The 24,139-nt window shown below is 42.2% G+C and carries 17 protein-coding genes; 3 read left to right on the top strand and 14 right to left on the bottom strand.

The genetic code is table 11. The features are described from left to right. Positions 1-5: 5 nt before the first annotated feature. The 5 genes from mpl to CTT31_RS02880 form a co-directional block, all read right to left on the bottom strand. The gene (gene mpl, locus CTT31_RS02900; protein ID WP_211859216.1) at positions 6-1,349 is read right to left on the bottom strand and encodes a UDP-N-acetylmuramate:L-alanyl-gamma-D-glutamyl-meso-diaminopimelate ligase; all 1,344 of its coding nucleotides are present in this window, start codon (positions 1,347-1,349) and stop codon (positions 6-8) included. A 245-nt stretch (positions 1,350-1,594) separates the two neighbouring features. Next, complete coding sequence (locus CTT31_RS02895; RefSeq protein WP_260491952.1) at positions 1,595-2,368, bottom strand: CsgG/HfaB family protein; 774 nt, start codon at positions 2,366-2,368, stop codon at positions 1,595-1,597. Further along, positions 2,369-2,818, bottom strand: coding sequence for a curli assembly protein CsgF (locus CTT31_RS02890; RefSeq protein ID WP_253104319.1), 450 nt, complete (start codon positions 2,816-2,818; stop codon positions 2,369-2,371). A gap of 1 nt (position 2,819) precedes the next feature. After that, on the bottom strand, positions 2,820-3,209 hold the full coding sequence (locus CTT31_RS02885; RefSeq protein WP_260491950.1) for a curli production assembly/transport protein CsgE: 390 nt from the start codon (positions 3,207-3,209) through the stop codon (positions 2,820-2,822). Between the two features lie 116 nt (positions 3,210-3,325). Then, positions 3,326-4,849 (bottom strand): autotransporter outer membrane beta-barrel domain-containing protein, encoded by a 1,524-nt coding sequence (locus CTT31_RS02880; RefSeq protein WP_260491949.1) that lies wholly within the window; start codon positions 4,847-4,849, stop codon positions 3,326-3,328. Positions 4,850-5,476: 627 nt separating this feature from the next. On the opposite strand from CTT31_RS02880, the gene CTT31_RS02875 reads away from it, so the two are divergent. After that, positions 5,477-7,975, top strand: a complete 2,499-nt coding sequence (locus tag CTT31_RS02875) for a S8 family serine peptidase (RefSeq protein ID WP_312026961.1) — start codon at positions 5,477-5,479, stop codon at positions 7,973-7,975. 599 nt (positions 7,976-8,574) lie between these two features. Further along, positions 8,575-9,471 carry a UTP--glucose-1-phosphate uridylyltransferase GalU gene (galU, locus tag CTT31_RS02870; RefSeq protein WP_260491947.1) on the top strand — a complete coding sequence of 299 codons (897 nt, stop codon included), beginning with the start codon at positions 8,575-8,577 and terminating at the stop codon, positions 9,469-9,471. A gap of 852 nt (positions 9,472-10,323) precedes the next feature. Here galU and CTT31_RS02865 read toward each other — a convergent pair. After that, on the bottom strand, positions 10,324-10,770 hold the full coding sequence (locus CTT31_RS02865) for an REP-associated tyrosine transposase (RefSeq protein ID WP_260491946.1): 447 nt from the start codon (positions 10,768-10,770) through the stop codon (positions 10,324-10,326). Positions 10,771-11,119: 349 nt separating this feature from the next. Further along, positions 11,120-11,515 carry a VOC family protein gene (locus CTT31_RS02860; protein WP_211859210.1) on the bottom strand — a complete coding sequence of 132 codons (396 nt, stop codon included), beginning with the start codon at positions 11,513-11,515 and terminating at the stop codon, positions 11,120-11,122. A 21-nt stretch (positions 11,516-11,536) separates the two neighbouring features. Here CTT31_RS02860 and CTT31_RS02855 point away from each other — a divergent pair, with 21 nt between their 5' ends. After that, positions 11,537-11,827: a ribbon-helix-helix domain-containing protein gene (locus CTT31_RS02855; protein WP_260491945.1), complete on the top strand. Its 291-nt coding sequence runs from the start codon at positions 11,537-11,539 to the stop codon at positions 11,825-11,827. Positions 11,828-11,837: 10 nt separating this feature from the next. Here CTT31_RS02855 and CTT31_RS02850 read toward each other — a convergent pair whose 3' ends face one another. The 7 genes from CTT31_RS02850 to CTT31_RS02820 all read right to left on the bottom strand — a co-directional run bounded on the left by CTT31_RS02850 (position 11,838) and on the right by CTT31_RS02820 (position 24,136). Then, the gene (locus CTT31_RS02850; protein WP_260491944.1) at positions 11,838-12,515 is read right to left on the bottom strand and encodes a site-specific integrase; all 678 of its coding nucleotides are present in this window, start codon (positions 12,513-12,515) and stop codon (positions 11,838-11,840) included. A gap of 1,486 nt (positions 12,516-14,001) precedes the next feature. Next, on the bottom strand, positions 14,002-15,618 hold the full coding sequence (locus tag CTT31_RS02845) for a hypothetical protein (protein WP_260491943.1): 1,617 nt from the start codon (positions 15,616-15,618) through the stop codon (positions 14,002-14,004). A gap of 363 nt (positions 15,619-15,981) precedes the next feature. Beyond that, a complete protein-coding gene (locus CTT31_RS02840; protein ID WP_260491942.1) occupies positions 15,982-17,580 on the bottom strand; it encodes a hypothetical protein in 1,599 nt (532 codons plus the stop codon). A 914-nt stretch (positions 17,581-18,494) separates the two neighbouring features. Further along, on the bottom strand, positions 18,495-20,642 hold the full coding sequence (locus CTT31_RS02835; protein WP_260491941.1) for a YjbH domain-containing protein: 2,148 nt from the start codon (positions 20,640-20,642) through the stop codon (positions 18,495-18,497). A gap of 101 nt (positions 20,643-20,743) precedes the next feature. Further along, a complete protein-coding gene (locus CTT31_RS02830) occupies positions 20,744-21,703 on the bottom strand; it encodes a DHH family phosphoesterase (protein ID WP_260491940.1) in 960 nt (319 codons plus the stop codon). A 22-nt stretch (positions 21,704-21,725) separates the two neighbouring features. Beyond that, complete coding sequence (gene cysC / locus CTT31_RS02825) at positions 21,726-22,322, bottom strand: adenylyl-sulfate kinase (RefSeq protein WP_017217096.1); 597 nt, start codon at positions 22,320-22,322, stop codon at positions 21,726-21,728. A gap of 86 nt (positions 22,323-22,408) precedes the next feature. Then, entirely contained in the window at positions 22,409-24,136 is a 1,728-nt protein-coding gene (locus CTT31_RS02820; protein ID WP_260491939.1) for an SLC13 family permease, read from the bottom strand. Positions 24,137-24,139 lie beyond the last annotated feature (3 nt).

Raw genomic sequence — 24,139 nt, 5'->3', positions numbered from 1 at the left:
AGTGATTACTTTTTCAATGCAGTTAAAAGTTTGTCGTGGATGCCACCAAAACCACCATTACTCATGATCAGTACATGTTGGTTTGGTGCTTGATTTGTCACAACCTGTGTGACAATCTCATCTACGCTTGCAAAACACTGACGACCCGCGGCTTCGGCTTGTGCTTTAAGAGACCAAGATAGGCCATCTGGTTCGAATAGATACACTTCATCTGCCACATCAAGGGATTTCAATAAGGTTTCCTGATGAATGCCAAGTTTCATCGTATTTGAGCGAGGCTCTAAAATAGCAATGATAGGTGCATCTCCAACTTTGGCTCTAAGCCCTGCTAGGGTCGTTGCTATTGCGGTGGGGTGATGCGCGAAGTCATCATAGACAGTGACGCCATTGACCTCCCCTTTAATTTCCATACGGCGTTTGGGAGAAATAAATTGCCCTAGCGCTTCGATACTTACCTCGATTGGAATGCCCACATGCCTTGCCGCTGCAATCGCCATCATGGCATTTTTGACATTATGCACACCAATCGCCTGCCAATTTACTTCGCCTTTTTCTTCGCCCTCAAATAATACCGTAAAGCGAGAGCCGTCAGCCTTGAGCAGGTTATACGACCATTCTTTACCAAGGGATTCCTGCTCGCTCCAAAAACCACGTTCAATGACGTTTTGTAGCGCAGTATCATCCGCTGGATATACGGCTTTACCTTGGCTGGGTAGCGTGCGAATTAAATGATGAAACTGGGTTTGAATGGCATTTAAATCTGGAAAAATATCAGCGTGATCATATTCAAGATTGTTGAGTATTAACGTGCGAGGTAAGTAATGGACAAACTTACTGCGTTTATCGAAAAACGCCGTATCGTATTCGTCGGCTTCGATAACAAAGAATGGCGTATCTGACGTGCGCGCCGACACACCAAAGTTTTGCACAATGCCACCGATCAAAAAACCTGGGCGTAATCCTGCGTATTCGAGTAACCACGCTAACATACTTGCAGTGGTCGTTTTGCCATGCGTACCGGCCACAGCTAACACCCATGACTGGCGTAAAACATGGTCTTTTAACCATTCAGGGCCCGAGGTATAACGCATACCTTTTTCTAAAACATATTCAACGCACGGATTACCACGGCTCATGGCATTGCCGATGATCACCACATCAGGCTCAACATCGATGAGTTGCTTAGGATCGTACCCTTGAGTTAATTCAATACCGAGTGATTCAAGTTGTGTACTCATCGGCGGGTAAACATTGAGATCTGAACCTGTGACTTTGTGCCCCAATGATTGAGCGATGGCTGCGATCCCGCCCATAAAGGTACCGCAAATCCCTAAAATATGTACGTGCATGATGTTAGCGTTCTTTATTATTTCATTGCCAATTAGATTAACATACTCAGCTTATTGGTGGATGACTTTATTGTTGAATCTCATGCACCAGTATTATTCTTTATTTTAAAGTGGCTAGTATGAGCACGTGCTCAAGGTTGTGTCGTGCTTAAAGATGTGTCGCGCTAAAGCACGACCTACGGTTGGTGGTGCGTGCCGTATAAAAGGAAGCGTTGTGGTAAAGGTTTGTCGCGCTAAAGCGCGACCTACGATACGGTAGCGGCCGACCACACGCCTTTTTCAATGCCTTGTTGTACCATCAAAGTCAGCGCTTTTTCTATCGCTTGGGTTACACAAATGTGCATTGGCTCATTATCGCTAAAACCCGCTTCGGCTTCAGCCAAACGTTTATAACTTACATAGCGGAAAAACCCTGCCCGAACCTCCATGGATAGCACCTTTTTGCTACTCGCGACGGAGAGCAACACTTGCCCGGTACGAACATCAACTGCGCGCATATAAATAGAGATAACATCCTCACGATAAAGCTCAGATGCACCTATGCCGAAATACTCCATACCCAAACCGCCTGTGCGGATATTAGAGTCATAGCTGATGATCCCGCCTTCTAAAATGATCTTTGCAGTCATTAAAGGTGGCAAAGCGTTTGTGTCATTATCATCGCTTGCTGCACGAATAATCTTGCGCTCAGTCAGCAAGTTTTGCAGTCCTTCACGTTCTACCGGAATAAACCAATCCGTTTCGTGTAGTGCCTGCATTAAAATAGAGTTAGCGCCTTGAGTCACCGCTGTTGAAAATGAACTTACATTATCTTGTGGTTTATACTGCCCTGTTTGATCCCGAAATGAATAAACAGAAACGGGAATTCGCCCTTTCGGTGTAGGTAAGTTTTTTAGTTCTGCAAAGGTTTCGGTGTCAGTCAGCTCAATTGCTACACTTTGCGAAGGTGGCAATACGCGAGACATGCTAGAACAACCGCTAAGCAGTAATAAAAATACCAATAACGTTACGCGGAGCATTTAATATCCTCCACCAGCAGATGAGGCAAATCTGGGTACCTCTAGAATGGTTTCTTCACCCGATGCTGTATTTGTTATTCTAACCGTGATGGTGTCGGGTGTACTGGTGATCACTTGAATTTGATAGTCGCCACTCATAAATGTCGCGTCTTGGTTAAAGATACTGTCTTGAATATCTTCACCAAACGCAACATCCGTGATTTCTCTAACCAAACGGTTGAGATACGTACGCTCGAGTGATTCTTGAAACTTTTCGTCATAGGTTTTTTCTATGATTGGTGCTCTGTGCTTATTTTGAGATTGTGCTTTACTCAGTAACATATTGGCATTTAACGGATTACCGCCAAATGCAGGGTTAATTGGTTTATATACAAGCTCAGTCGCTGTCACATGAGCACTACCAAGTAGTATTAAACCAGCGCACACGATTGTTGTTTTTATTGTTGTCATTTTACCACCCGCTCGCAGCTAGATCTTCAGAGCCATTCTGTTGATATTGTTCTCTCGCCATCGCATCCATAATGGTGAAAATGGCAGTCTCGACTCGTTCATCAACGGAGCCGCCTCTTCTTCCCATTGCTGTTGCGTACACTGCGCGACTGTTCATTAATACTTCTAACCGAGTGCCTGCTCTTGGCAAAACCGTTTCTTTAACCGTGATATTAATTCCCGAGGTGTTAGGAACATCTCTCCACAGCTGTGAAAATTGAAAGTAAAACTGGTGACCAAATCGGCTAATACTCTGATCTATGACTAAACCATCAATTTCTACATCTTCTTGTGCGCTCAGTGAAAATGTAGAAACGAGCATAGCGCTCAAGAGTGTTATTATTCTTATCATTATCTGTTTACTCACGGCGTAGAATATCTTTACTGACGAGATTCACATTGATGTTTTGGTTAGCTGAATAGTACAAAATATGGGGGCTGGCTTTGCCCCCTATCTAAATTACTTAGTTATTGCTGAGTGATAGTCGCAACGTTGTTGTCACCAACCTGAGTTACGGTAATGTTTTGACCACTACCTGTAATTCCACCTTGGACTAAGTTGCCGTCGCCAATTTGGCTTACTGTAAATGCATTATCATCGCCATTGATGATGAATGCCTCAGAACCCATACCCATCACAAAGTTGTTGCTACCATTTTGTGTGATGTCTAGCATATTGCGGCTGCCTTCAAGCATTAAGTCAATCGCGTTGAACTCGCCAGACTGCGCAATATCTATTTGGTTTGAGCTACTATCAAATACGCTGCTCATTGTCACAACAACACCATTGCCTGTGCCACTTTGAGAAATATCAACTGCGTTATCATTACTTGCCAGGCTAACATCAGGATAAGATGACTGCACCACAGCCTCGTTTTCATCACCCGTTTGGGTAACATCAACATCATTATCACTACCGTTGAAGTTCGCAATGTGTGCGATGTTCGCATCACCTACTTGAGTTGCTGAGAATTCATTGTTCTCGCCAGCAACCCCAAGATACATCTCGTTACCATTACCGATTTGCATCGAGGTAAATTCGTTATTATCACCAATCACGTCTGCTTGGACTTTGTTCTCGTCGCCACGTTGTTCAGTCATCACTTCATTGTCGTTACCAACTAATAAATCTGACGCGAAGGTGTTAGTTGAACCTTCCTGATCGATACTAAGCTCGTTATTGTCTCCAGTAATTTCAAATACGTTAACCGTATTGCTATCACCTTCCGATTGATCGATCTCAACTTGGTTGTCATCACCAATCACAGTCTCTACAGAGATAACATTGAAGTTGCCGCTTTGGCTCGATTCAATTTCGTTTTCATTACCTTGTAGACTAACTACTTTATATTGGTTGTACACACCATCTTGATCTAAGGTGATTTGGTTCATGTCACCTTGTACTGACTCAAGTGTCGCTTCATTCCACGTACCTGTTTGTGTCGCTGTTACTTCGTTTTGGCTACCTTGCATATTTAGGTTGTAGAACCATTGGCCGCCTGAACCTTGAGATACTGTAATCGTATTTTGATCGCCATTAATCACATTGATGGCTTCGTTGTTAATCCCAAGGATCCCGCTACCTGATTGCTGAATGTCAATCGCGTTATCATCACCAGTAACCTCGGTTAATGCGCCATTAGATTCACCATCTTGGCTATATACTTGGTTATTGTTATTTCCGGTGGTCGTAATAATAGCGACGTTACCAGTACCACTCTGATCGGCCTCAGTAATATTGTTGTCGCCAATCGTAGTCACATCTGTCAGATTAGAAGTACCCAGTTGCACCGAAGCTAGCTCGTTGCCACCTTGGCTACCTGACGTTTGTGAAAGTTTGAGTTCGTTACTTGTTCCACTTGCACGCTCCACTTGTGAAAGTGCAGAAGTTGAAAGTGGTTTATTATCTGATTTTGCCTCAGCATGTGCTGTAACTGAATGTGTTAGCGCAAGCGCGATAGCGCAACTTACGATTGATTTTGAAAACTTCACACTGTTCTCCTTAGAGATTTATTATATTATTTTTCAATTAAGTGATCGGTGCAGGCATTGAGTTGTTGCCGAACTCAGCCAACTGCAACTTTTCACTTAACTAACGTCCTGTTATGACTCATTACTCCTGAGTCGCTCCCACCTGTGCCAGTTACCAGAGTGTTACATTTTTAGTGAAAAACATAATCTATATCAAAGTCAGCAAATTCATATGTTGAAATAATATATTTTATTACGTCTTGTCACCTTTAACTCTAAGATGGGAACAACTGAAGATAAATAAGAAGATTTTATGAAAAAAATATTCCATTACTTTCAATAAAGTACAAAGATAAAGTCACATAAAATTACGAATAAAATATGGAGGTACAAAAAAAGTATGACTAAAGTTCAATCGTACCCATATCCACTCACCCCATAAAAAAGAACCAAATAATCTATTCCAAAAATTAAAAATCAGTAAAAAAAACTGATTTTATCGGTTAACCCTTTTTTTACATTGCACTGCTCAATATCTGGGTCTAGGTTTTAAGACGTTGCCAAAAAGACCACAGCCACTACCAGAAAAACTACCAACTCAAAAATTGTGTATTGATGGATACGCTTGAAATTAAAAAGGTTATTAATATGAGATCTAAACTTTCTGCATTGTCTTTGGCTTTGCTTCCTGTACTTGCTTTCACTTCTCAAGCAGCTGTTCAAATCGAAACTACAACAGCAACCGCTGATGACAGCATCTTAGTTGTGTTTAAAGAAAACACTTCTGCTGCACTTCGTGCCAATGCAAGAAACCTTGTAAAAGCAAAGATGGCGGATTTGAACGCTGATGGCGTAGACGACAAATATCGCAATGTTTTAAAAGGTCGCCTAGCAAACTTTAAACTAGATAGCATCACAGCAAAGCAAGCAATTGAAAAACTAGCTAACCACCCGGCCATTGAATATGTCGAACCTGACTATCAAGTAAAAGCACTTGGAATTCCAGACGATAGTCGCTTTGATGAGCTTTGGGGCATGCATAACACAGGTCAAACTGGTGGTACGGCTGATGCCGATATTGATGCCCCTGAAGCATGGGATATTACGGTTGGCTCACGTGATGTGATCGTCGGTGTGATCGATACGGGTATTGACTATACTCACCCAGATCTCGCGGCAAATGCATGGCGCAATCCAGGAGAGATCGCTGGAGATGGCATTGATAATGATGATAATGGCTATATTGATGACGTTCACGGTATTAACGCAATCACAGGTAGCGGCGATCCAATGGACGACCAAGGTCACGGTACACACGTTTCAGGTACTATCGGTGCCTCAGGCAACGACGCAACGGGCGTTGCTGGTGTGAACCATGAGGTCTCAATCGTGGGCTGTAAATTCCTAGATGCATCAGGCTCAGGCTCAACTTCAGATGCGATTGAATGTATTGACTATATCGTAGCGCTTAAAAATGCCGGTCACAACGTTCGCGTTACTAATAACAGTTGGGGCGGCGGCGGCTTTAGCCAAGCACTCTCTGATGCAATCACTGCAAGTGAAAATGCGGACATCTTATTTGTGGCAGCGGCCGGTAACAGTGCGGTAGACAACGATGTAAACCCTCATTATCCTTCAAGCTACGAGCACGACAGCGTATTCTCTATCGCAAGTACAACCCATACTGACGCGATGTCTTCATTTTCACAATGGGGTCTAACGTCTGTAGATATGGGTGCACCAGGTAGCGCTATTTTATCTACCGTTCCGGGTGGTGGTTACTCAAGCTACTCAGGTACTTCAATGGCGACACCTCACGTTGCTGGTGCAGCGGCTCTGGTACTTTCTATCAACCCAACCCTCTCTGCAATTGAGCTTAAAAACCTACTAATGCAAAGCGGTGATGTTAATGCAGATCTTACAGATAAAACTGTGTCTGGTAAGCGCTTAAATGTGAATCAAGCTGTAATTGATGCAGATCCAGAGCCAGGCTTTAGAGTATCAGCTCGTCCAGCTAATCAAGAAATCACAGCGGGCGATACTGCAACATACGAATTTACTTTTGCTTCAGTCGCTGACTGGCAGGGTACTATTGATTTGTCTGTTACTTCACCAATTGCAGGTGCAACGCTGTCTGCGACTACCGCAATGCCAGGCGATACAGTAACACTTTCTGTACCAACTGTAGCCTCAACTCAGTGGGGTGAGTATAGCTTCACGCTAAACGCAACATCTGGCGAGCTTGCGGATCATGAGCAAGTAGGACTGTATGTATTACCTCAAGGGTTAAGCGATTTCAGTTATGAAAATACTACCGCAGTAGACATTCCAGATAACGATGCTTCAGGTATTACTTCTGTGATCACTGTGGCTGACACCGTTACCGTATTTGATAGCAATACCTTAGTGGATATTACACACACCTACATCGGCGACTTAATTGTTACGCTTACTTCTCCTGCTGGAACCGTGGCAACATTGCATAACCGTCAAGGTGGCAGTGCAGATGACATTAACCAAACCTTTAACTCTGCGGCATTTAATGGCGAAGTTGCAACAGGTGATTGGACATTGTCTGTCTCAGATAATGCAGGTATCGATACTGGTACATTGAACAGTTGGACTCTAAACCTAACAGGTCTAGGCGAAGCATCACCTCAACCTCCTGTTGCGGGCTTTAGCTTTGTTGCTTCAGGTCTTGCCGTGACATTCACTGATGAAAGCCGCGATCCGAATGATGATATCGTTAGCTGGGCATGGGACTTTGGTGATGGCAGCATCAGTACTGACGCAAGCCCAATTCATGAATTTGCAGCATCTGGTGAGTACAGCGTTTCTCTATCGGTGACTGATAGTGAAGGCAACAGCCACACAACCACTCAGTCTGTTGCGGTTAGCACTGATGAGGTTGAGCTATCACTGGTTCGCGCTAATAAGTCTCGCTTAGGCTTTATCCGCGTAGAGCTTTCATGGCAAGGCAGCAGTGCTGATGAAGTAACGATTTACCGTGATGGTCAAGTACTTGAAACGGTTGCAAACACTGGTAAATTCAGAGACTTCTCACGTGATTTAGAAGCCACCAGCTACACATATAAAGTGTGTCAATCTGGTGAAATCTGCTCAAACGAAATCACAGTTAACTTTTAATTATTCCATATCTAAACGTTAATTTAAGCCCCGAAAGGGGCTTTTTTATTACGACTATCCAATTTAAATTTAACGTACGGCCTAAAATAACCGAATAAAATAGATATGATATTTAACCCTATAAGTACAGATCGCGATAAAAAACAGTTGTAATACAAGCTAACATCGCTTTAATGAGATCACTACGCTACGCCTTCACATTCAACCCACATTCCTGCCGTAAAGTCGAACTTAATAAAAAATTAAGCCTAATTTAATGTTTCACTAGATAGAGCCTAATATGCAAGATAAAATCAGTTTACTTTCTTATGCACAGTAACTCTCAATTGAGATATAAAAAAGCATAGAAAGATCAAAGCTGTAATCTCCAAAATCAGTGCTCATTCAGCTCTCGTCGTTCATCATGTTTTCATTCGCCTAATAGCTTGAACAAATAGCTCTAAAATAGCGAAAAAGCGAAGCAACGGCATAAAATGAAGTATTAGAGTATACTCCTAAATACTATTGAAGAAATTGCAACTTAATCTGGTTTGCAACTTTTGTATGAAGCGCTACAATGCAGGGTGAAAATTGGAAACCAGTCAAAATATGGACTTTTTATGAAAGCAGTTATTCCTGTCGCGGGTCTTGGTACTCGCATGCTCCCAATGACCAAAGCCATTCCTAAAGAAATGTTGCCTTTGGTAGATAAGCCACTCATTCAATATATTGTCAAAGAATGTGTTGCTGCGGGTATTAAAGAAATTGTGTTAGTGACTCACTCGTCAAAAAATGCAATTGAAAACCATTTTGATACCAGCTTTGAATTGGAAGCAACGCTCGAAAAACGTGTTAAGCGTAAACTTTTACAAGAAGTACGCTCGATTTGCCCTGAAGACGTTACGATTATGCATGTCCGTCAGGGTGAAGCCAAAGGTCTTGGCCATGCAGTTTTGTGCGCACAACCTATTGTTGGGGATAATGATTTTGTTGTTGTACTGCCCGATGTCATTTTGGATGAATACACAGCCGATCAGGGAAATGAAAATTTAGCTGCAATGCTATCTCGTTTCAACCAAACGAAAGCTAGCCAAATTATGTTAGAGCCTGTACCACAGCAGGATGTCTGCAAGTATGGTATTGCTGATATCAACGGTGTGTCGCTACGTCCAGGTGAAAGTAGTGCAATAAAGCATATGGTAGAAAAGCCAGCCATAGAAGAAGCTCCTTCTAATCTAGCAGTTGTTGGTCGCTATGTGCTTTCTAAAAATATTTGGCCACTACTAAGAAAAACGCCAATCGGTGCTGGTGGAGAAATCCAGTTAACCGATGCTATCGATATGCTGATGGAACAGGAGACCGTTGAGGCTTTTCATATGAGCGGTCGTTCGCACGATTGTGGCGACAAGCTTGGTTACCTTAAAGCCATCGTTGAATATGCTATTCGTGATGAGCAATTAGGTGAAGAGTTTTCGCAATTTTTGAAACGCTTTCATCAATTAAGCCTAGCTTCTTAATTTGTCGCGGGATAAACCCGCTGCTACAGGTTTTTGTACATACGTAGCAGCGACTTTAAGTCGCGACTGGTTTCATGCCTTTACGTTGCGGCACCTTTAACGATTTTATGTCGCACATCAATCCTAGTCGCGGGGTAAACCCGCTGCTACAGATTTGTGTACATTCGTAGCAGCGACTTTAGGTCGCTACTGTTTCAAGCCTTCACATCGCGGCATCTTTAACGATTTTATGTCGCACATCAATCCTAGTCGCGGGGTAAACCCGCTGCTACAGATTTGTGTACATTCGTAGCAGCGACTTTAGGTCGCGACTGTTTCACGCCTTGACGTCGTGACACCTTTAACGATTTTATGTCGTAACATCTATCCTAGTCGCGGGGTAAACCTGCTGCTACAGGTTTGTGTACATACGTAGCAGCGACTTTAGGTCGCGACTGTTTCACGCCTTGACGTCGCAAATCCTTTAACGATTTTATGTCGAAATTGCCAACCTTGGTCGCGGGATAAACCCGCTGCTACAGGTTTGCGTACATTCGTAGCAGCGACTTTAGGTCGCGACTGTTTCACGCCTTGACGTCGCAAATCCTTTAACGATTTTATGTCGAAATTGCCAACCTTGGTCGCGGGATAAACCCGCTGCTACAGGTTTGCGTACATTCGTAGCAGCGACTTTAGGTCGCGACTGTTTCACGCCTTCACATCGCGGCATCTTTAACGATTTTATGTCGCACATCAATCCTAGTCGCGGGGTAAACCCGATGCTACAGGTTTGTGTACATTCGTAGCAGCGACTTTAGGTCGCGACCTTTTTACTTTGGGTCGTGATTGTTTAACTGTAATCACCTTAATAAATCACACCCAAATACAAAACCAATATGGATATTCACCAACCCGCGTAACAAGCTTAGCCCTAATTGGATTCTGAATTATATACCTTACTTGTTCTTTTAAGTCGTCTTCACTTCGAATTAAATGTTCATAATAACCTTTTTGCCATAAGCCAAATACTCCGAAAGAACGTAAACTGGTTGCTATGCGACCTTTTATCGCTCGAATAGAATCTGGTAACTTTAAAGAACCATTTAATTGAATGATTAAGTGAAGATGATCCGGCATTAATACGAAAGCTATGACTTTAAAAAGCTGCCCCAGCTCACAAGCCATGATCGTCTTAGCGGCCTCGGCACAAATCGGAAAGGAGTTAAAGTACAATTTTCTATCTTTGCACGTTAAGGTAATTGCATAGAAATGATTTACGAGTGAGACCCGCTTATTCCTCAAGTTTTGACTTTTGTACATGTTATATCCTTATAACCCTGCATACTTAAAGAATAGAGCAGATTTGAAAGAGAGCAAACTTGAAAAGTATATTGGAATCAACTTTGGCCGCGGGATCCCCCCAGATACAAGTTTGCGTACATTCGTAGCAGCGACTTTACGTCGCGACTGTTTCACACTTTCACATCGCGGCACCTTTAATGATTTTATGTCGTAACATCTATCCTAGTCGCGGGGTAAACCCGTTACTACAGATTTATTCACATTCGTAGCAGCGACTTTACGTCGCGATTGTTTCACGCCTTCACGTCGCGGCATCTTTAACGATTTTATATCGATTACCAACCTTGGTCGCGGGATAAACCCATTACTACCGATACACATCACTTTTTTCAATTACTTCAATATCATAACCATCAGGATCTTTAATAAAAAAGAATCTTGCTATTAATACATTTTGATTATAAAAATTTTTGATTTCTTTAGGGCAATAACTATTCTTTTGAGCCTTGTTGTAGACAGCCTGCAAGCTATCCGTGGCGAAAGCCAAATGCCCATAGCCATTACCGATTGTATAATCTACAGTGGTGTCATGATTCCAAGTTAGTTCCAGTTCAAACGAAGTTTCATCGTTGCCAAGATAGATAAGAGAAAAATCATTAAAGTCGATGCGTCGTTTCACTGCCAACGCAAATACATCATGATAAAATTTGATTGAGCGATCAGCGTCTTTCACTCTGATCATTGAGTGGATCATTTTTGCCATTACTTTACCTACGGAATTTATATGTGTGAACTTTACGCATCAACTGAGCCTCATCGTTACGAAGTAGCCAAACGTTCTATTCGTATTCAAGGAGCTGTTACTAGCCTCGCGTTAGAAAATGAAATATGGCAAGTATTAGAAACCATAGCTCAACGGGAAGATCTGGGCCTTGCCGAGTTTATTTCTTTACTTTACCAAGAAGTGATTGAACGTCATGGTGAGATCAAAAACTTGGCGTCTATGCTGCGTGTTACTTGCTTAACTTATCTTGCAAATAATAATGCACCTGACGTAAGAAGTGGTAGTAACTGAGTACTACGTTTTAATGCCGCTCCACAAAGCGTTGCCATGTGATATTGGGATTAATAACCCGGATCGGAGAAATAACCTGCTTGAGCAAATGAAAAGGTGGGCGCGTAACTTCATGTCCATCTTGCTTTAAACCCAATAAATATTGAAAGCTGTCTTTAGTCCCGAGCTGAATAGCTGATATTCTGATTTGTTGCTCGAAGTTTAGTCGTAAACTGCTGATCGCCGTTTTCATTCCTTGCTGATCAACATTAGGTAAACCACATTTTTGTAGATATCCTTGTCTTTCCCCCTCTCCAGAAAACCATATTCTAACTTTTTCGCTATAACGACCAGTTTTTGCGGGTAAATCAAACATAAGACGTCGATGTCCTTGCTGTTTTACCAATGTTAGATATTGCTCCAGTCCTGCTTGCCATAATGCAGGATGAATAGGCACCACTCGCGGTTGAATTTTACCATGGGTGTTAAAGTGAAATACATGAACGTGGTCTTTGTAGTAAACATCATCAAGTGTGAGTGAGCCAATTTCATCACTATACGCACCGGTGTAATAACTCAGTAAAGGTAGCCAAAAATGCCAATGTTTAGGCTGTTCACGCTTTAGCTTTTCATCTGAGTAGATATAACCGTTAAACAAGGTATGAAGCTCCATAGTGGAAAATGCTCTGCGGCCTAAATGAGATTTCATACTGTAGTCAACGTATTGAGTATACTAAAGATCTTAAGTTTAACGGTTTTTAGTCTTTTTCGGAAGTTTGTAGTCACCTTCCCGTCTAGACCCAGGCTTGTCCGTCGGTAGGAACGTCATGGCGTCATCTTCGCATAAAATTATAGAAAGAATCGCGACCTAAAGGCAGGAAAGCAGTCGCGACATAAAGACATGAAAAGAGTCGCGACCTAAAGTCGCTGCTACGCCTAATTCGTAGCAACGGGTTTATCCCGCGATAGAAAACCAATAACGGCGACAGGATCTTCACAATAAAAAAAGCCCGTGACATAAGCCTGCAGAAAGAATCCTGACCTAAACTAATAAAAACAGTCGAGGCATAAAGTCATAAAAAGAGTCGCGACATAAAGTCGCTGCTACGCCAAACTCGTAGCAGCGGGTTTATCCCGCGACACAAAGCCAATAACAACAGGGTCTTCACAGTTAAAAAACCGTGACATAGACTCATAGAAAGAACCTCAGCATAAAGTCATAAAAACAGTCGCGACCTAAAGTCGCTGCTACGCCAAACTCGTAGCAGCGGGTTTATCCAGCGACAGAAAACCAATAACGGCAACAGGTTATTCACAATACAAAAGACCGTGACATAAGCCTATAAAAAGAATCCTGAAATAAAGGCTTAAAAAGAGTCGCGACATAAAGGCGCTGCTACGCCAAATTCGTAGCAGCGGGTTTATCCCGCGACAGAAAACCAATAACGGCGACAGGATCTTCACAATAAAAAAGCCCGTGACATAAGCCTATAAAAAGAATCCTGAAATAAAGGCTTAAAAAGAGTCGCGACATAAAGTCGCTGCTACGCCTAATTCGTAGCAACGGGTTTATCCCGCGACAGAAAACCAATAACGGCGACAGGATCTTCACAATAAAAAAGCCCGTGACATAAGCCAGCAGAAAGAACCTCAACATAAAGGCATAAAAACAGTCGCGACCTAAAGTCGCTGCTACGCCAAACTCGTAGCAGCGGGTTTATCCCGCGATAGAAAACCAATAATGGCGACAGGACCGTGACATAAGCTCATAGAAAGAATCTCGACATAAAGACATGAAAAGAGTCGCGACCTAAAGTCGCTGCTACGCCTAATTCGTAGCAGCGGGTTTATCCCGCGACAGAAAACCAATAACGGCGACAGGATCTTCACAATAAAAAAGCCTGTGACATAAAGGTATGAGAACAGTCGCGACATAAAGTCATAAAATGAGTCGCGACCTAAAGTCGCTGCTACGCAAAACTCGTAGCAGCGGGTTTATCCCGCGACAATAACAAACTCTTCACAACAAAAAAGACTGTGACATAGACTCATAGAAAGAGTCGCGACCTAAAGTCGCTGCTACGAAAAAAAGGTTAATTTTGGAAGTATGATTTTATGAATAAAAATATTTAAGATTTAGGCAAGAAAAAAGCCGCGTCTCCGCGGCTTAACTGATTGGACTAATCATTCTGTACTTAACTACCCGTTACAGTGTCACAAGCTACTGAAACATCGATAGTTTCATCTGTTCCATCTGGCGTAATAGACGTTGTAAACGGTGCAGAAATTCTAGGGTCTACACTAACGGCATATGACGCGACATCACCGTTTAATGCTGATAGTGCAAAAGTACCGTCGCCATTGTTCGCTGCTGTGCGGAATGGCTTAGTCGTACTTGATCTATACTTAACAATCGCACCTGGGATAACTTCTGTTACCGTTGTATCGTTAGAACACACAGCTCTAACAGTTACGTTTTCGTTAACAGTGGTTTGAATTGGATTTGCTAGCGTGATCGAAACTGGGCCATTACATACCTGAACTTCAGCATTCGTTGATGAAGCATTCCCCCACACGTTACCTGCAGCATCACGGATAACTACACGTGCTGTTGCTGTTGAGCTAATGCCATAACGCGCTGACGTACTGGCTGAAACAACTGTTTTTGATGTACTGCCACCACGTAAATAACTTGATACGCTCGCATCAGCAGAGGTCATACTCACATATAGACCTGAACTCGGCACAGTATCGCCAGTCACATTAACAGTAATGCCTTGCGTACAAATTGGAACTGAGCGAGACAGTGTAAAAAACGTAAGGTGATCGGTTTTAAAAGATGCTTTGTAAGCCGTGCCTTCAGCGTTCAACGCACCAACAGTTGCTTTATTCGTTTCTGACTGCCATTTACCAGTATCTTCGTTATTTGAAGAAACATCAAACTGGTCTCCCGTTTGAATTGTTCTATCACCAGATGGTGCTAAGGTTGCGACAGGAAGTGAAACAGAAACATCGATCTCTTGGCTAAATTGTTTGATCTTAGTTCCATTGTTATCTTGCATAACGATGTTACTTACACCAACTGGCTTTTTAATGCTAGTTGTACTACCAGCACTCAACCCAGCTGGCAAAACAGCTGAAATCTTGCTAGACGTAGGATCCGCAGAGCCAACTGTTAATGATACAGAAGTACCTGTAACGGCATTACCACTTGCATCTCTTAGTTGCACGCCTGCAGGAACCGTTACATCAGAACCCGCTTTACCTTTTGCAGCCGCAGCTGTAACAGGAGAGGCTGTTGTTGCATTAGCCACACTTTCAGAAACGCTTGCTTCAACAACTTCGTCACCGCCTTTTGACACAAGTGCCAATTCTGCTTCTAGCGTTGCTTCAGAGTTTTCGTTGCTTAAGTCGATGTCAAAGCTTTTTGAAAAATAGCCATCAGCAGCTACTACGGCAGTTACAACCCCAACATTCGCACCTTCTTTTACAGTAAAAGTGTAGCTACCATCTTCTGTTGTGATCTGAGTGATTGCGTCGCCATTGACGTTAACCAAATTTGAGGTTGGCTCTCCATCTTCAAAAAAGGTAATTGTCGCAGGCGCAACGATATCAACAGTATCAACATCAACTACGTTACCACTTACAGCAAATGCTAAAGCTGTAGGCGTTTCTGGTGCAACAACTACCGGATCTGTTGGCTCAGGTGGCGGAGTGATCACCACATTGTTATCGTCATCGCTAAAACAGCCCGAAAGTGCTAAAGCTGAAGCTACAGATAAAGCGAGTAAAGATTTTTTGTTCGAAATCATGATTGGTCCTTGTTCCCTTTTTTGAAAGTGCCAAGCGGCACTAACGCGCGTTTTATTACATCGAAACTTAAATATAGAGAAAGTTCAAAGATTGTCCAGCTAGTAATTAAAATATTTTTACACTGAGGTGTGCGAGTTAGTTCGTGATTGGCGAGAGTTGCCAAGATAACAAGTGCTTTTACTTCATAGCCTTAAGTTATCGTAACGACTACTAACATATTTTAAATACAAGGTCGCACAACAACGCCTTTTAAAAGAAACCACTGAATAAGAAACAAACACAAAAAAGCCGCATTTAAGCGGCTTTTTAATCTTACTAAGACGTAAATTACCTTAATGAAGGCAAACCTTAGTCGATAGTTATTAAGAACCAGTTACTTCGTCACATGCTACAGTGATTTCAGCTGTCTCATCAGTACCATCAGCAGTGATAGTAAAGTTTTGAGCACCTAGACCCGCAAACTTAGCACCACGTGGTACAACGCGTACTTCATATGAAGAAGCTTCTACTAGGTCTGTTAGCTCGTATGTACCACCAGTACCAGCAGCTGATTCAAAGCCTTTGTTTTCTAGACGGTATTTAACTACAGCACCCGTTAGAGGTGTAGTTACTGTGTTGTCGTTTTCACAAACAGCGGTTACTGCTAATGACTCAGCAACAAGTGTAACAGGGTTAGCTAGCGCAACGTTTACGTTACCACAAACTGACACTTCAGTTTCGCTATCGAACCATGTGTTACCGTTTTTGTCTTTAACAGTTACACGTGCAGTTGCATCAGCAGCAATGCCTTTTTGTGATGCCTTGTTTGCAGAAATAACAGTTTGTGATGTAGAACCTGCTTTTGCTTGTACAGAAGCTTTATAGTCGCTAGATTCCATCTTAACAGTTAAACCGTTAGCAGGGATTGCATCGCCAGAGAAAGTTACATTGATGTCTGATTGACATGCATCGAATGTATCTACCGCAGAGAAGAACGTAAGGTGGTCAGTCATGAATGAACCAGCGTATGTGCCGTTTGCTTCATTTAATGCACCAACAGTTACTTTGTTTGTCTCAGTAGACCAAACACCTGTATCTTCGTTGTGAGAAGTAAGCGTTAGTTCATCACCTGTTTTAACAGCTTCACCGCTACTTAGTGTAGTTGTAGCTGGAATTGCCATTGTTACTTCGATAGGCTTGCTGAACTTCTTGATTTTATTACCAGCATCGTCAGTCATTACGATGTTAGTTACAGCAACTGGTGTTTTAACTTCTGCAGCACCTGCCGCGTTAAGACCTTCAGGAAGAATCGCACCCGCACTTGCTGATGTGCTATCAGCAGCAGTAACATTTAGTGAAATTGTAGAACCCGACACTGGGTTGTTGTTTGCATCAAGTAGCTGAGTATTTGCTGGAACTGCTACGTCAGCACCAGCTTTACCAGATTCAGCTTTTGCTGTGATTACTTCAGCAGTCGTTGCATCAGTTACAGAAGCTTCTACCACTTTATCAGCTAGGCCTTCAGCGTTCTTAGAAACAAGCTCTAGTTGAGCAGGAACTACTGACTCGCCTTCAGCAAGTGTTAAATCAACAATAAAGCTCTTAGATACATAACCTTCAGCTGTTACGTTAACAGTAATTGAATCAACAGCAGCGCCTTCTTTCAGTGTGAAAGTAAAGTCACCTTCAGTTGCGTCAATCACGTTTACTGCAGTGCCATTTACGTCAACAGTGTTTGCACTTAGTTCACCGTTTTCAAGCAGAGTTACTTGCGCTTTGATCGCGTCGAAGTCTGCATTAACAACGTTACCGTTTACAACTAGTGCTAGCGCATCTGGAGTCTCAGGTGCAACGATTACTGGATCAGTAGGCTCTGGTGGAGGCGTGATAGTTACGTTGTTGTCATCATCGCTAAAACAGCCAGAAAGCGTTAGCGCAGACGCTACAGAGAGCGCAAGAAGAGATTTTTTATTTGCAATCATGATTAGTCCTTGTTTTCCTTCTGTTAACTTACGTCGATTTGACGCGTTAACTCATAAAAAAAGCCATATTGCGAGAGAGCAATATAAGCTTAAGTTTTAAATCATTTAATAAGACAGACAGGAACTAAGTCGCTCCCTGACTAAAGCCAACTCAGTTATTCTACCAATCTAGCGGAAAAACAACCATATAGTCGGAGTTAGCTGCCTTAATTTATCACAGAAAAGCGGTAGTTCCAACCGCCTGTAATAAGTTGAAAGTAGGATACCTTTAGAACACTAAATAGACAATGAATGAAGTCAAATTTATAGCAAAAAGTTTCAATATAGTGCTTATTTATTAACAAGGTATATGAATTTAAGAGTAAGAGTGAGATGGCTGTATGATTCCCGCAGATTTTAGTAGCTGCGGGTTTATCCCGCGACGAGAGCATCGCAACAAGAGAATCGCGACATAAAGTCGCTGCTACAAATACATAACCTTGCGACAAAAAACATCGAAACACTACTCTCGTAGCAGCGGGTTTACCCCGCGACAAGAGAATCGCGACAAAAGCACCGAAACACCACTCCCGTAGCAGCGGGTTTATCCCGCGACAGAGCATCGCGACATAAAGTCGCTGCTACAAATACATAACCCCGCGACAGGAGCATCGAAGCATCTCTCCCGTAGCAGCGAGTTTATCCCGCGACAGGAGCATCGCGATGTAAAGTCGTTGCTACAAATCCATAAGCCTACGGCAAGTGCATCGAAACACCGCTCCCGTAGCAGCGGATTCACCCCGCGACAAAAGCATCGCGACGTAAAGTCGCTGCTACGAATACATAACCCTGCGACAAAAGCACCGAAACACCGCTCCCGTAGCAGCGGGTTTATCCCGCGACAAAAGCATCGCAACACAAAGTCGCTGCTACTGTTATCTGTAAGTTAGGTATGCTTCTCGTAATCTTGCCAAATTGCTGTAAATATAACTACTCGACAAGCGTCCTTGATTCAGGAATGTCTTATCCAAATTCACAGGTGTTTTAACTGAATGAGCACGGCCTACTGTTATATAGTTCATTTCATTTCCAATTCGAGAGCTAACGTCATGGCGCCAAGCTTCATTTCCTTTTATCTGGCCATAACGGATCGGTGCCATATCCTTACGTGGAGTGAGCGGGATGCTAAACGCAATGCCTGCGACTTGTACATCCGTATCTTGGGCAAAGATTGAAACATAGCTATCTCCAAACCAGAAGCGGGTTTCCAACTTTACACCGCTATCTTCATAAAAAAATCGACCTGCCGTTGCATGAAAACTTACATCCTGCTCAACCCAGTTATAGCGATAAGACAAAGTTTGATAGTCTCTGTCTAAGTCATAGTCATCATATTCTAAATAACCAATTTCAGCATTAAGCTGGTGACGACCGTTTTCACTAAGCCAAGTCGTTTCGTTTTTGATACCGGTATAATCATTAAACTCTTTAAAGAAACCAATGTGGGTTTGGTTATAAATTCCATACGGTAAATCTAACGTTTGATAGATTGTCGCTTGCGTAACACCACTGTTTTTTGCAAAACGACCAAACGCCTTGCCTGTTTCGTAGTCATCTGTTTTGGCAACTTCGGTTTCAGCGCTAACGCTTATGCCACCGCCATACCACATAGGCACATCCACATCTGCTTTAATTGCGAGTGAAAAGTCATAAACACCTATCTCTGTCCCAAAGTGTGAGTCTAGAGAAGGGCCTATTGTTACACGCGGTTTAAAGTATGAACTGTTGGCTTTAGGCATTCCCACCCAAGACACACTGCCAATCGGATCCATTTCACCGCGACGAATATCCATATCTGGCGTACTGCTAGTATTGATAAACTCACGGTAATTATCGATATCACCACGCACAGAAAGCATTGGAATACCACGGTTTAATAACTGAATCGTATATTTAGCCTCAGGCTCATCTATATGCTCAGCAATACGACCTAGCACAAGACCAATAGCGTCTATATCATTACGATTAAAGACATAGTTCTCAAAACTTACAACAATATGCGGGTCGCGATTAAAGCCCACACTAATCGCCTCTAAACCATCGTCGATTAGCGCATTTTTAAGCTCCCGAGTTTGCAGCGTTAGTGACTTTCGGTACTCATCACGCTCAGCAATCTCTTGCTTGGCTTCTTCTAACGGCTTTTGAGCTAGCGCTCGTTGCTGTTGATAGTGCGCTTCAAATGCAGCTTCACGCTTTTTATGGTTATCTAATATAGGGGCTGGTGCGGCTTCTGTTGGGTCATTTAGTTTCGCCTTTTTAAATAAAGGCATAGAAAAATCTACCCCCCAAAAGGTATCTTTTTCTGCATGTTCAGTATTACTGTAAAACTTGCTGGTTAACGTAAGTGTACCTACATCGTATATCCAGCTCCTAGGGACAGTTAAACGCAAACCTGCATTTACAGCATCACCATCATGTTCTACTTGAAGTGCCATCCAATCTAGCGGTTGCCATTCAACCCCTGCAAAAGCGCCATCCATTTGCCCTAATGGTTGATTACTGTCACCAAAGCCAGCAGAGAACCTGAAATCCCAAATTTCTTTCGAGCCCACTATGTAGTAAGTCTGATATGCATTAGCCTTTACTCGTCCTCCAAAATCTCTAACACCAATAGCCAAGTCAAACCAATCTTTAGGAATATAAGGCACTTGGTACTTAGCGTTGAAAGATAGATCTCGAATCTCAGAGTTCTTATCTGCAAATTTGTCTGTATGGATGCTATAAGCCGCTAAAAAGCCTTGTACTTCTAATCCTTCGAACAGGCCTGCTGAAAACTTAAAGTTATGTCCATCAACATATCTCGCCCCATTTTCATCATGAGAGTAACGAGCTTTAAATGCTGAAGGCGCGAGCTGGTTGTTATACCCAATCACTATATTTCCTTTATCTATGACCTCTGCGTTGGGCGTATTGAATAGTCCAGAGAAACCAGTAAACGATTGGTAAGTATTAACCTGGTTAGCCGATGTAAATGGTGCTCCTAACATGAAAACACCACTAAATAAGGTAGTAAGTTTAGACATACTTTTCCCGAGTTGAAATTATGTAAATCCTGATTTAGTTACAAAACTAACATTTAATTTAAAGCTTTGGAATTAGCAGCTTCCTCAATAGTACAAATATGCTAACCCGAGTAATGGGATACCAAAGCCTCAATTAGTAAAGGCAATTTATCGTAAGGCAGCTCATTTATACCAGCTGCGGCCTCACGGCCACCACCGGTTGTAAATTGGCTGCATACATGGGCGGCACCTTGTTTGTTACTTAATGGCGCTCTCACACTAACAGTGTAACTACCTTTATTGTTATATGTGACAACAGCATGCGCTTTGTTCGGTGTTTTATTCGCAAGTTCATTGCCTAGTACACCGCTTACTCTTCGAGACCAAGCTTTGTCGTCTAATAGAATCACTTTAGTAAAATGGCATTCATGGAGTACTTGCGCCGACTCTGCACTAAGCATATCTGCCTTATAGGCTCTTTCAAGTTGATAATAGACTGACTGTTTATCTGCAATTAGCTCGAAGGGGGATGTATATGGCAGCAAAGCGTTAAATAATGCTACAGGATGAAAATGCAAGTCTGTTATCTCGCTACCATAACCATTGTAATTAATATAAGTGCCAAGCGCTTTTAGTTTAGACTTTTCTTGCTCTGTTAAACCCAAAACATCAGCTTCCCTATTAGCTTTGCTAATTAAATTATCGCCGTATGCTGCAGTGATAGCCCATAAATGAAAGCGCCTATTTAATATATCGCTTACAATTAAGCTCGTGCATACATCAGGATCCAGGTTGATATGAGCAAACAGGTTACAATGTTCTGGAACAGTACCAGACCTATGATGATCCACATACATAACACGAGCACCAACAGACAACGCATGATAGAGATCCGGCTTGTTCTTCTCCATAGACACATCAAGCACACGAATATTATCACCTGCCTTTGGCGTTATTTTTTTCATTAGCTCAATATCGCGCTTCACCCCTGTGATCTTTATACTGTCGACAGGATTCGCCAGTTGGAGCTGTAACAGCGCAATAATACCATCGGCATCGCCATTAAAAATATCGTAATACATATATGCTCTTAGCTTGAAAAGTTTAAGTAATAATCTGCTTTTGATGTAAGTACTTTATAACTTGCTCTGCGCATTGTTTAACACTTTGCTCTGCTGTTTTTAAATGCAGCTCAGGTTTTTCTGGTGCATCAAATATTGAATCAATTCCAGTAAAATTTGGTATTTCCCCTGCTCTCGCTTTTTTATAAAGCCCTTTTGGATCCCGGCTCTCGCAGACCTCTAAAGGAGTATCGACAAACACCTCAATAAACTCACCTTCTTCCATAAGGTTACGCGCCTGCTCTCTGTCTTGTTTAAATGGTGAGATAAACGCGGTAGAGACAATCACTCCAGCATCGACAAAAAGCTTGGCTACTTCGCTGATCCGGCGAATATTTTCAACCCTATCTTCATCGCTAAAAGTCAACCCTTTGTTTAATCCTAAGCGCACATTATCGCCATCAAGAAGATAAGTGTGGCACCCTAACTCAAATAATCTAGCCTCTACTGCATTGGCAATTGTTGATTTACCAGAGCCACTGAGCCCGGTATACCATAGCAGTACAGGTTTATGTCCTTTATGTGCCTGTTTTTGTGCTTTTGATACCGTCTGAGAGTGCCATACAATGTTTTCTGTCATCGCTTTTCCAGATTCTAGCTTCTTTGAAATGATATTTAATTACAATTTCGCAACTGTGACTCATTAATATTGCCTATATTCATCCCCTAAAATGGAAAGAATATAGGAATTAAAACCAGTACAACCACACTGTATGTGATAGAGACAGGTAGGCCAAACAGTACGAAGTCCTTTAATTTATAGTTTCCGGCATTGTATACCATTAAGTTTGTTTGGTAGCCATAGGGGCTCATAAAACTACCGCTGGCAGCAAATACTACTGCCAATACAAATGGTAAATAGCTGACTTCCAATCCCTGAGCAATAGCAAAGGCAATTGGAAATGTTAATGCAGCAGCTGCATTATTGGTAATTAGCTCTGTAAACAACAGCGTGAGAATAAAAACACCAATAAAAGCCACATATGCGCTTTGCTCAGTTAAAAGAGATTTAAACTGCTCAGCTATTAACAAAGCAATTCCCGTGTTATCTAAAGCTGTTGCTAAGGTAAGAGCACTCATTACTATTAACCACAATTCAAGAGGGAATCGGCGCTTTATTTCATTAAGAGATAAGCATCTGCTCGCTATTAGTATCGCTAAATAAAAAATAAAGCACTTTAATAGACTTATCTTTAGTACTAATGCTCCCCCAAGAGTAACAACAAACCCCCAAGTAACAATCCGTTCTTTTATGCCTGAGAGCATATTTTCTGCTTTTACGCCATTGAGTATAAAGAAGTTTTTAGTAAGATTAGTACGTTTAGCAAAATCAGGACCCACGGCCAAAACTAAAAAGTCTCCAGCCTGAATCGACACGTCACCTAGCTTGCCTGAAAGCTTTTCACCTTCTCGTCTAATCGCAACGACGGCAGCATCAAATCGGGCCCTAAAACCAGCCGTCTTTAATGTTTTTCCTACTACCGCGGCACCAGGTTTAACGACCACTTCGGTTAAATTTTCACGAAGCAACCCGTCTTTTTCTGCAAATAGTGTTAACCCTTCAAACTGCTGCAGTACTAAAATTTTAGTGATATCTCCTGAAAAAATAAGCTTATCGCCTTCGCGTATAATATGCGAAGGAGCAACTGGAGATATCAACTTACTCTCTCTTACAATCTCTACTAAAAACAATGACTCTAAGCTTCTTAGACCATTTTGCTCTATTGTTTTACCAATGAGCGCTGAACCTTTATTAACTTGTGCTTCTACAAAATAGTCGGCCACCTCAGCAGAATCGTTAACTTTGCCATTTAAGCGCTTGACGGTAAACCCAATAACTACCATACAGGCGGCAACAGCGGTGAGACCGATGGGAAGAAAGTCAAAAAAAGCAAACCCATCAACACCTCGCTCAATCAGCATTGAGTTAACGATCAAGTTTGTAGATGTGCCAATGAGAGTTAATGTTCCGCCCAAAATAGCGGCATACGACAACGGCAATAATAGTTTATTCGGGGCTATTAGTTTGTTGTTTTTAACTGGGCTAATGAGCGTAGCTATCACCGCAGTATTATTTAAAAAACCAGAGGCCAGCACTGTGGCCAGTAGAGTACGTACGTAGGATTTAACTACCGAACCATTGAAAAGCACATTGGCAAGCCTACGCAAAAAACCAGTGCGTTCAAAAGCAAATGCACACACCACAAGTAACAACAAAGTAACTAAACCGGGGTTGACGGCATTTGCAAGCAATTGTTCGGTAGATACTAATGAAGTTGCAAAGCAGGTTAAGCTCGCCGCTGCAAATACTCGTTCAGGGAAGTGTTGATATTTAATTAACCCCACAATGGTTGATAAAAAAATAACGACCATCAACCATTGTTCTAAAACCATGCA

The sequence above is a fragment of the Pseudoalteromonas maricaloris genome, from assembly GCF_024746855.1.
Taxonomy (GTDB): Bacteria; Pseudomonadota; Gammaproteobacteria; order Enterobacterales; family Alteromonadaceae; genus Pseudoalteromonas; species Pseudoalteromonas maricaloris.
The sequence above is the reverse complement of the archived record's forward strand: the minus strand, read 5'-3'. Positions and strand labels throughout refer to the sequence as shown.

Bases quoted from the DNA above. Each gene is read 5' to 3' on its own strand.
- cysC (WP_017217096.1), bottom strand. From the start codon at position 22,322: ATGACAGAAAACATTGTATGGCACTCTCAGACGGTATCAAAAGCACAA.
- CTT31_RS02865 (WP_260491946.1), bottom strand. From the start codon at position 10,770: ATGTACAAAAGTCAAAACTTGAGGAATAAGCGGGTCTCACTCGTAAAT.
- CTT31_RS02875 (WP_312026961.1), top strand. From the start codon at position 5,477: ATGAGATCTAAACTTTCTGCATTGTCTTTGGCTTTGCTTCCTGTACTT.
- CTT31_RS02895 (WP_260491952.1), bottom strand. From the start codon at position 2,368: ATGCTCCGCGTAACGTTATTGGTATTTTTATTACTGCTTAGCGGTTGT.
- CTT31_RS02850 (WP_260491944.1), bottom strand. From the start codon at position 12,515: ATGAAATCTCATTTAGGCCGCAGAGCATTTTCCACTATGGAGCTTCAT.
- CTT31_RS02830 (WP_260491940.1), bottom strand. From the start codon at position 21,703: ATGTATTACGATATTTTTAATGGCGATGCCGATGGTATTATTGCGCTG.
- CTT31_RS02885 (WP_260491950.1), bottom strand. From the start codon at position 3,209: ATGATAAGAATAATAACACTCTTGAGCGCTATGCTCGTTTCTACATTT.
- CTT31_RS02820 (WP_260491939.1), bottom strand. From the start codon at position 24,136: ATGGTTTTAGAACAATGGTTGATGGTCGTTATTTTTTTATCAACCATT.
- CTT31_RS02860 (WP_211859210.1), bottom strand. From the start codon at position 11,515: ATGGCAAAAATGATCCACTCAATGATCAGAGTGAAAGACGCTGATCGC.
- galU (WP_260491947.1), top strand. From the start codon at position 8,575: ATGAAAGCAGTTATTCCTGTCGCGGGTCTTGGTACTCGCATGCTCCCA.
- CTT31_RS02840 (WP_260491942.1), bottom strand. From the start codon at position 17,580: ATGATTGCAAATAAAAAATCTCTTCTTGCGCTCTCTGTAGCGTCTGCG.
- CTT31_RS02855 (WP_260491945.1), top strand. From the start codon at position 11,537: ATGTGTGAACTTTACGCATCAACTGAGCCTCATCGTTACGAAGTAGCC.
- mpl (WP_211859216.1), bottom strand. From the start codon at position 1,349: ATGCACGTACATATTTTAGGGATTTGCGGTACCTTTATGGGCGGGATC.
- CTT31_RS02890 (WP_253104319.1), bottom strand. From the start codon at position 2,818: ATGACAACAATAAAAACAACAATCGTGTGCGCTGGTTTAATACTACTT.
- CTT31_RS02845 (WP_260491943.1), bottom strand. From the start codon at position 15,618: ATGATTTCGAACAAAAAATCTTTACTCGCTTTATCTGTAGCTTCAGCT.
- CTT31_RS02835 (WP_260491941.1), bottom strand. From the start codon at position 20,642: ATGTCTAAACTTACTACCTTATTTAGTGGTGTTTTCATGTTAGGAGCA.